Here is an 8,693-nt window from a genome sequence, read left to right as displayed (position 1 = left end):
GGCGGGGGCGGTGGCGGTGGCGGCGGCGGTGGCGGCGGCGGTACGGCGTCGGCACCCGTGTCGCCCGGGGCCACGGCACGTACGGCCCCCGCGTCTCCTACGACGACACCCCCTCCTGTCCCTTCCACGTCCCCCGCGCCACCCTCGGTATCCGCCACGTCCACCCCGTCCGCCGCGCCCCAGGGCAGCGACGGGCCTTCCGGTATGCCCGGCGCCGGGGCGCAGGCCCCTGTGCAGCGGCGGACGGTGAGCGGTGGCGGCCGTACCCCGGTCTCTCCGATCGTGCCCGGCAGCCCCGGGGCGCCCGCCGTGCAGCGCAGTACCGTCACGGACCCGGCCGCCCGGCACACGCCGCCGTCGCCGTCGCCGGAAAGCGGTCGTACGGGGGCGAGTTCGGCACCGACGCCCGGGACCGGTACGGCGGCCACCGGCACCGAGGCCGCCACGGCTTCTTCGCCCACCGCGGGAGCAACGCCCACTGCCGCACGCGCCTCGGCCGTCCCGCAGAGTGCGCGACCCTCGGTGTCCCCGGCCGCGAGCGGTGGCCGCGACGCGTCTGTGCAGCGAACGACGAGGGAGCGCGCGGGCGCAACCGATGCCGGACGCGAAGTGCCCCGTCCGGCAGGGACGGGAGCCGTACCGGCTGCCGTGCCGATGCCACCGAACGAGCCCGGCCGGGACACCGTGGCCGGTACCTCGACGGCGGCGGCCCCGCCCGCTCCCACTCCGGCTCCCGTTCAGCGTGCCGCGACGACCGCGGACGCCCCTCGCCCCGGCCTCGGCGCTCCGCTTTCGCCCGCGGCCGGGAGCGGCGGCCGTGAGGTGCCCGTACAGCGGCGGACGACGGAGGGCCCGCAGCCCTTCTCCTCCGCTGCCGTGCCGGATGTGCACATACCGCCGCCAGGTCCGCGCGAGCAGGGGCCCGCCCCGGCGTCCGCCGACCCGGCCACGGCGGCCCGGCCCGCTCCGGCGCCGGCTCCCGCCTCCGTACAGCGCGCCGGTACGACCACCTCCCGCGCACCCCGTCTCGGCCTCGGCGCCCCCCTCACGGGCCCCGCCGCGAGCGCGGCTGCCGCGAGGCCCGCCGGCCGCCAGGCGGCTGTGCCGTCCGTGCAGCGGCAACCGGCGTCGAGCGGTTCGTCGGCTGGTTCTTCGGGTGGTTCTTCGACTGGTTCTTCAGGTGGTTCGGCGAGTGGTTCTCCGGGTGACCAGCCGGCCGCCCTTTCCCGGCCGGTGCCCGCAGCGCCCCGTCCGGTACAGCGAGCCTCGGCACCAAACCCGCCGACGACGACGGCCGAGCGTGACCAGCCGGCCCGGCCCGCCCCCACCGGCCCCGCCACGGCGGGCACTTCGGTGCCGGCTGCACCGCCTTCCCCCGTTCCGCCCTTCGTCCAGCGGACCGTCGCCCCCGCCTCTTCCGCCCCTTCCACCACGCCCGGCCCCGGAGGCCGCCAGGCTGCCGTGCAGCGCCGGGCACAGTCGCCCCTCCCGGCGAACCTCCCGCCTGCCACCGGACCGGCGGCCCCCCTGCCCCTCTTCGTGCAGCGGGCCGCAACTCTGCCCGCCGCCCTGCCGGTCAAGCCGGCCACCGCCACCCCCACGCCCACGCCCGCTCAACCCGTTCCGCTGCGCCCGACCACCCCGATCTCCGCCACCAGCCCTCTCCCCGTCGCCCCCCTCGGCCGCGTCACGGTCCAGCGCGACGCTCTCACCACCGCGCTCCCCGTCGACCACCCCACGACCTCGCTGAAGAAGGCGACCAGCACCACCCACACCGCGCGCGCCGTGGCCCCCCGGACCCAGACGGGCAGGCAGCCCCCGCCCCCCGACGACCCGCCGCCGCCCGGGTACTCCGCGTCCGCCTCGTCCGCCGACGATCCGCCGCCCGGCTACACGGCGATCGAGGGCGGCGGTTTCGACCCGCGTGCCCTCACCGAGTTCCAGGTGGACGCCCTCGTCCACCGGATCATCGACCGGATCACCCGCCACGTCCGCACCGAACTCCGCCGCGACCGCGAACGCGTGGGAAAGCTCCGCGACTTCCGCCCCTGATCACGACTGACCACGACGACCGTGCACCCACTCCACAGAAAGGCCACCGATGGACCGCCAGGACCCCGGCACCACAGTCTGGTTCAGCCTCTCCATCGACGGCGAGGACCTCGGCTACTTCAACGGGTGCGAGGGACTGTCGTCGCAGGTGGAGATCGAGCAGCGGCAGGAGGGCGGGAACAACGGGTTCGTGTGGCAGCTGCCGACCCGGGTCACGTTCTCCCACATCCGGCTGACCCGCCCGCTCACCCCGGACACCTCGAAGGTCGCGAAGTGGATCTCGTCCGTGCAGACGGGGATCGAGCGGCCCACCGGGCAGATCACGGCGCTGCGCGCGGACGGCTCGGAGGTGGCCCGGTGGGGGCTGCTGGACGTACTGCCGGTGAGCTGGCAGGGGCCGTCCCTGGACGCGGGCAGTCCGTCCGTGGCCACGGAGGTCCTGGAGATCGCCCACCACGGCTTCACGGACTGAGCGGACGTACGGAGAGGCAGGCAGATCAGATCATGGCCAGGAGTAGCCGGGGCGCCGGCAAGAGCCTCGTGCGGGCCACCCTCGCGATTCACGAGCCGCCCGTGGGCACCAGCACCAGCCCGGGCGGCATCATCAAGACGTTCGGCTTCGAGTTCAACCCGGCGCAGCTGTCGATCGCCCGCCGGGCGGACTGGAAGTCGTCGGCGGCGCCGATCGAACGGGACGGCGCGCTCCCGGAGTTCCTCGGCACCCATCCGCGTGAGATGAGCGTGGAGATCTTCCTGGACCGGTCCGACGACCCGGACAGCAACGACGTGATGAAGAAGGTGGAGTCGCTGCTGGCCTGCTGCGAGGTCACCAGCAAGAGCATCGCCGCCAAGCAGCCGTCGCCGCCCTGGGTGGTCTTCCAGTGGGGCTCGTTCTCGACGGCCAACTTCACGGCGTACGTCGCCTCCGCCGATGTCTCCTACTCCCTCTTCGGGACGAGCGGGATGCCGATCCGGGCCAGCTGCCGGCTTCAGCTGCACGAGATCCCGAGCAAGACCGCGGGGCAGAACCCGACGTCCGGGGCGCTCACCGCGCAGCGCGTGCACCGGGTCGTCGCCGGGGACTCGCTGCAGTCGCTGGCCTGGCGGGAGTACGGCAACGCGGCCGCCTGGCGGGCGATCGCGGACGCCAACGGGATCGACGACCCGGGGTGGCTGCCCACGGGGACGGAACTGGTGTTGCCGGCCGCCGAGGAGGTGCGGTCCTGATGGTGAAGCACGCTTTCTCGAACGTCGTCAAGGTCGTCATCGGCGGCAAGGAGCTGACCGCCACCTCGGAGTACGGGCGGTATCTCGTCGACGCCCACGTGGACCAGGGCGTCGGGGTGCCCGCCGCCTTCCAGCTGACCTTCCGCGACCCGGCGCGCAAGCTCCTGGGCAAGCTGGGCGTCCAGTTCGGCACCCCGGTGGTGATCACGCCGGTCTCCGACGGGCAGGGCACCGGCGACCCGCTGCTCACCGGTGAGGTCACGGGGATGGAGGCCGAGTACGACGGCACCGGCAGCTACGCGGTGGTCCGGGGCTACGACTACGGGTTCCGGCTGATGCGGCAGCGCCGCGTGGTCGCGTACCGCAACCAGACCGCCTCCGACATCGCCCGCAAGCTGGCCGCGCAGGACGGGGTGCCGATCGGGCGGATCCAGGCCACCAGGACCGTCTACGAGTTCATCAGCCAGTCGAACGTCACCGACTGGGAGTTCCTGGCCCGGCTCGCCGACGAGAACGAGATGGTCATGTCGGTGGACGCCGACGGCAAGTTCCAGTTCGTGAAGCAGAAGAGCGCCTCGGGGGCGCCCTCGCCGCAGACCGACGGCGACAAGAGCCCGTTCGTGCTGGAGGCCGGGCACGACATCCTGCGGCTGCGTACCGCGGTCACCGCCTCGGACCAGGTGAACAAGGTCGAGTCGCGCGGCTGGGACGTACGGACGAAGAAGACGCTCACGGCGACCGTGACCCCCGCCGCCAACACCGGCTACAGCATCGGCACCACGCCGGGCGCGGCGGCCGGCGAGTTCAAGACGTCGAAGCTGGTCGAGACGCGTACGCCGTACGACAAGCAGTCCGAGGTGAAGTACGCGGCCGACGCCCTCTCCGACGACGTCACCTCGACGTTCGCCGAGGTGGAGGTGGTCGTGCGGGGCAACCCGAAGCTGCGGCCCGGGGTTCCGGTGGCGCTCGCGGACGTCGGGGACCCCTTCGAGGGGAAGTACACGGTCACCTCCGTACGGCATGTCTTCGGCGACGCCAAGCACTACGAGACCTGGGTGACGGTCAGCGGCCGGCAGTGGCGGTCCCTGTACGGCGTGGCCTCGGGCGGTGGCGGGGACACCGGTGGCGACCGGCAGCTCAGCGTGGCGCAGGCCCTCGTCACCGACGTACAGGATCCGCTCCAGCAGGGGCGGGTGAAGATCAAGTTCCCGTGGCTGGACGACACCTACGTCAGCGACTGGACCCGGACCGTGCAGTGGGGCGGGGTGCGCGGCGGCGGGGTCTTCCCGATGGACGTCGGCGACGAGGTGCTCGTCGCCTTCGACCGGGGCGCCCTCGACCACGCGTACGTCATCGGCGGCCTCTACAACGGCAAGGACAAGCCGACCAGGGTCAAGGACGTGCCGCTCCACGACGGCCTGCGTGGCCGGGCCACCCGGCACACCGTCTCCGACCGGGTCGGCAACCGCATGGACCTGCTCGACCAGCGGGGCCGCAAACAGGGCGTCCGGCTGGCCAGCGGCGACGACAAACTGACCGTCTTCCTGGACCGGCAGCAGACCGAGATCACCGTGGACAGCAAGGGCAGCGTCTCCATCAAGGGCAGCAGGTCGGTGTCGGTCGAGGCGGGCGCCAACCTGTCCCTGAAGGCGGGGGGCGCGCTCAGCCTCAGGAGCGGGGGGCCGCTGTCCATACAGAGCGCGGAACTCGTCGACATCAAGGCGCCCGCGGGCGCGGTCTCCGTGAACGCCGCCGCCGTGAACGTGATGGCGAACGCCGCCCTGTCGCTGCGCGGCAACGCCGCCGTCGCGATCAGCTCCCTGGCCACCGTGGCGATCCAGGCCCCGGAGGTGCCGGTGCTGGGCAACCTGATGATGGGCGGACTGACGGTGATGGTGATCCCGGCATGAGCGGGCGCGAGGTCTTCCCCGAGCGGCGGGTGCGGGGCTGATGGCAGAGCAGTTCGTCGGCTCCGGCTGGTCGTTCCCGTTGCGCATCGGGCCCACCGGCGGCATCGCCCTGGTCAGCGGCGAGAAGGAGGTGGAGGAGGCCATCCGCCTCATCCTCTCCACGGCCCCGGGCGAACGCCCGATGCGGCCGGAGTTCGGCTGTGCCATCCACGACCTCGTCTTCGCCCCGGTCAACGAGCAGACCGCCGGCCGTATCCAGCACGAGGTGCACGCCAGCCTCGACCGCTGGGAGCCGCGGATCGAGGTCGAGGACGTCGAGGTGACCACCGGGGCCGACCCGAGCGTGCTGATGATCGACGTCCGCTACTCGATCCGCGGCACCAACAACCCGCGCAGCCTGGTCTTCCCCTTCTACGTCATCCCCTCCCACGACGAGCCGGACCTGCCCCCCGCCTCCCCGGACTCCTCCGAAAGCGACCGCTGATCCCGATGGCCCTGCCCTCCCCGAACCTCGACGACCGACGCTTCCAGCAGTTCGTCGACGACGCCAAGCGTTACATCCAGCAGCGCGCCCCGGAGTGGACCGACCACAACGTCTCCGACCCCGGCATCACGCTGGTGGAGACGGTCGCGCACATGGCCGACCAGCTCGTGTACCGCCTCAACCGGGTCCCGGAGAAGAACCACCTCGCCTTCCTGGACCTGGTCGGCATCACGCTGTTCCCGCCCTCCGCCGCCCGTACGGACGTGACGTTCTGGCTGTCGGCGGCCCACGAGGAGCCGGTACCGGTGCCGGTCGGCACCGAGGTGGCGACCCGCCGTACCGAGACCCAGGAGGCGGTGGTCTTCGCGACCGAGCGCGAACTGACCATCGTGCCGAGCGAGTTGCGGCACCTGCTGCGCCAGCAGCACGGCGCGGCCGTCGTCGACCTCACCCATGAACTCGCCGAGGGCAAGGACCTGTTGTGCTTCACCGAGGCCCCGAACCCCGGTGACTGCATGCTGCTCGGCCTCTCCGCCGCCGTCCCGCACTGCGCGGTCGCCCTGGACCTGGACAGCCGGGTCGACGGTGTCGGCGTGGACCCGCGCCAGCCCCCGCTGGTGTGGGAGGCGTGGACGGAGGACGGCTGGCGGGAGTGCGAGGTCGACCGGGACGGCACGGGTGGCCTCAACCGCCCCGGCGAGGTCGTGCTGCACGTCCCCGGCGGTCACGTCCTGTCCCGCAACGGCGGCCTGGAGGCGAGCTGGCTGCGCTGCCGGGTCACCGAACCGCGTGCCGACCAGCCCTTCTACACCACGTCCCCGACGGTCCGGTTCGTCGAGGCCTGCACGGTGGGCGGCACCACGGCCGCCGTCCACGCGGAGACCGTCGAGGACGAGGCGCTCGGCGAGTCCACCGGCCTGCCCGGCCAGCGCCTGCGGCTCGCCCACGCCCCCGTCGTCGGGGACACCCCGCCGCTGCTCCTGCAGACCGCCGAACACGACGGCGAGGGCGGCTGGGTGGACTGGCAGGTCGTCCCGCACTTCGCGGCCTCCGGTCCGTACGACCGGCACATCACCCTCGACGCGACGACCGGCGACATCGCCTTCGGCCCCGCGGTCCGCGAACCGGACGGCTCGCTGCGCCAGTACGGCACGGTGGCCCCGAAGGGCGCGGTCGTCCGGGCCCGCCGCTACCGCACGGGCGGCGGCCGGGACGGCAACGTGGCCCGGGGTGCCGTACAGATCCTGCGTTCCTCCATCCCGTACGTCGCGGAGGTCGTCAACCGGGAGGCCGCGCGCGGCGGAGTGGACGGCGAGACGGTCGCCGAGGCGAAGGTGCGCGCCCCGATCACGCTGCGCGCCCAGGAGCGGGCGGTGACCCTGCGCGACTACGAGGAGCTGGCCCGCCGCGCCGCCCCCGAGACGGCCCGGATCACCTGCCTGGAAGGCGAGGAGGGCGAGCACGGTTCGTACGCGGTACGGGTCCTGGTGGTACCCCAGGCGGTCCCCGACCCGGGCGGCCGCCTCCGCTTCGAGCAACTCGTCCCCGGCGACGCCCTGCTCGACCGCATCACCCGCTACCTGGACGAACGTCGCCTCATCGGAACCCGGTTGGCGGTCGGCCCGCCCTTCTACCAGGGCGTCACGGTCGTCGCCACCGTCCACGCCTTCCGCGGCGTGGACGTCGACCGGGTCCGCCACCAGGCCCACGACGCCCTCTACCGCCACCTGGACCCGCTGACCGGCGGCGCGGACGGCAAGGGCTGGCGGTTCGGGCGCCCGGTGCAGTCGGGCGAGGTCTTCGCGGTGCTGCAACGCGTCCCCGGCGTGGAACTGGTCGACGAGGTCGTCCTCCACCCCGCCGACCCGCTCACCGGCAAGCGCGGCGACCCGACCGACCGCATCGACCTGGACGCCCCGTCCCTGGTCTTCTCCTACGACCACCGGGTGAGGGTGATCGGCGAATGACCGGCAACAACCCGACCGGAGGCCTCCGTTGAGAGGCTCCATCGACGGCCTCGGCTCCTCCGTCCCCATCGGCGCGATGCTCCCGGCGGTCTTCGCCGACGACGACCTCGCGCTGCGCTTCGTCGCCGGCCTGGACGACGTGATCGCCCCGATCCCGAACGTCCTCGACTGCCTGCCCAGCTACTTCGACCCGGCCCTGGCCCCGCTGGACTTCGCGGAATGGCTCGGCACCTGGGTCGGCGCCGAGACGGACGGCACCGAACCGGAACCCCTGCTCCGAGCGGCCGTGGCGGCAGCCGCCTACCTGCACCGCATCCGGGGCACCCGCCTCGGCCTGTCCGAGACGGTCCGCCTGGCCTTCGGCGTGACCCCGGACATCACGGAGAGCGGCGGCGCCGACTGGAACGCCCGCCCGCTGGGCCCCTTCCCCGGTCAGCCCCGCCCCGGCCTGCACGTCCACCTCACGCTGCCCTCCCCCACCCCGGCCGACGAGGTCCGCCTGGAACACCTCGTGGCCGCCGCCCGCCCCGCTCATATGCCGTACACGGTCCAGGTGACCGCGTCCGCCGAAAGGACCCCGCAGCGATGACGACCAACCGGAACTGCACGGAGTGCGGCACGGTCGCGGAACCGGGCCAGTCCTTCTGCGACGCGTGCGGAGCGGTCCTGAGCTGGGCCGGCAACAGCGAGGAGCCCCGACAGCAGACCCCGACCCCCACCCCGCCCCGCGCCTGGGACGCCTTCACCCGCAGAGACGGCGCCACCGGCCTCCCCCAACCAGACACCCGAACAACGACAACGACGGCCCCGGACAGGGACCTTGAAGCATCGGCGACGACAGCGCCCCCTCAGGGGCGCGGGGAACTGCGCGACCAGCCCCCACTCACCGCCACGTCACCCACAGCCGAAACCACCCCCCTCCCCACCCCCCACCCACAAGCAGCCCACGGCGGCGCCGAGCCCCCACAGGCCGCACCCGCACCCGCACCCACACCCACCCCGGACCAGGACAGGGCCCGCCGCCTCCTCATCCCGGTGAGTGAGCCCACCCCC

General features: G+C 73.3%; 7 protein-coding genes and 2 pseudogenes. 8 read left to right on the top strand and 1 reads right to left on the bottom strand.

The genetic code is table 11. The features are described 5' to 3' along the window. Positions 1-461, bottom strand: a pseudogene (locus KVT45_RS07955) (hypothetical protein); the annotation flags it as partial. 1,000 nt (positions 462-1,461) lie between these two features. Between KVT45_RS07955 and KVT45_RS57625 the strand changes: the two are divergent. The 8 genes and pseudogenes from KVT45_RS57625 to KVT45_RS07915 all read left to right on the top strand — a co-directional run. Beyond that, a complete protein-coding gene (locus KVT45_RS57625) occupies positions 1,462-2,052 on the top strand; it encodes a hypothetical protein (RefSeq protein ID WP_217545809.1) in 591 nt (196 codons plus the stop codon). Between the two features lie 49 nt (positions 2,053-2,101). Next, entirely contained in the window at positions 2,102-2,524 is a 423-nt protein-coding gene (locus KVT45_RS07945; RefSeq protein WP_089100302.1) for a phage tail protein, read from the top strand. Positions 2,525-2,556: 32 nt separating this feature from the next. After that, positions 2,557-3,279 (top strand): tail protein X, encoded by a 723-nt coding sequence (locus KVT45_RS07940; protein ID WP_189262974.1) that lies wholly within the window; start codon positions 2,557-2,559, stop codon positions 3,277-3,279. Continuing rightward, the gene (locus tag KVT45_RS07935; protein WP_217545808.1) at positions 3,279-5,189 is read left to right on the top strand and encodes a VgrG-related protein; all 1,911 of its coding nucleotides are present in this window, start codon (positions 3,279-3,281) and stop codon (positions 5,187-5,189) included. Before KVT45_RS07940 ends, KVT45_RS07935 begins: the two co-directional genes overlap by 1 nt. Before the next feature lie 40 nt (positions 5,190-5,229). Further along, the gene (locus KVT45_RS07930; RefSeq protein WP_181806072.1) at positions 5,230-5,673 is read left to right on the top strand and encodes a GPW/gp25 family protein; all 444 of its coding nucleotides are present in this window, start codon (positions 5,230-5,232) and stop codon (positions 5,671-5,673) included. A 5-nt stretch (positions 5,674-5,678) separates the two neighbouring features. Continuing rightward, positions 5,679-7,640, top strand: coding sequence for a putative baseplate assembly protein (locus KVT45_RS07925; RefSeq protein WP_217545807.1), 1,962 nt, complete (start codon positions 5,679-5,681; stop codon positions 7,638-7,640). Between the two features lie 28 nt (positions 7,641-7,668). Continuing rightward, positions 7,669-8,229 (top strand): phage tail protein, encoded by a 561-nt coding sequence (locus KVT45_RS07920; RefSeq protein WP_217545806.1) that lies wholly within the window; start codon positions 7,669-7,671, stop codon positions 8,227-8,229. Then, positions 8,226-8,693 (top strand): annotated as a pseudogene (locus KVT45_RS07915) (zinc ribbon domain-containing protein); the annotation flags it as partial. The gene KVT45_RS07920 and the pseudogene KVT45_RS07915, both read left to right, overlap by 4 nt.

The organism is Streptomyces sp. GbtcB6 (assembly GCF_019091475.1).
Lineage (GTDB): Bacteria > Actinomycetota > Actinomycetes > Streptomycetales > Streptomycetaceae > Streptomyces > Streptomyces hyaluromycini.
This window is presented reverse-complemented; position numbering and strand designations above follow the sequence as displayed.

Excerpts from the sequence above, each read along its gene's own strand:
- KVT45_RS07930 (WP_181806072.1), top strand. The coding sequence starts at position 5,230 with ATGGCAGAGCAGTTCGTCGGCTCCGGCTGGTCGTTCCCGTTGCGCATC.
- KVT45_RS07925 (WP_217545807.1), top strand. The coding sequence starts at position 5,679 with ATGGCCCTGCCCTCCCCGAACCTCGACGACCGACGCTTCCAGCAGTTC.
- KVT45_RS07945 (WP_089100302.1), top strand. The coding sequence starts at position 2,102 with ATGGACCGCCAGGACCCCGGCACCACAGTCTGGTTCAGCCTCTCCATC.
- KVT45_RS07935 (WP_217545808.1), top strand. The coding sequence starts at position 3,279 with ATGGTGAAGCACGCTTTCTCGAACGTCGTCAAGGTCGTCATCGGCGGC.
- KVT45_RS07940 (WP_189262974.1), top strand. The coding sequence starts at position 2,557 with ATGGCCAGGAGTAGCCGGGGCGCCGGCAAGAGCCTCGTGCGGGCCACC.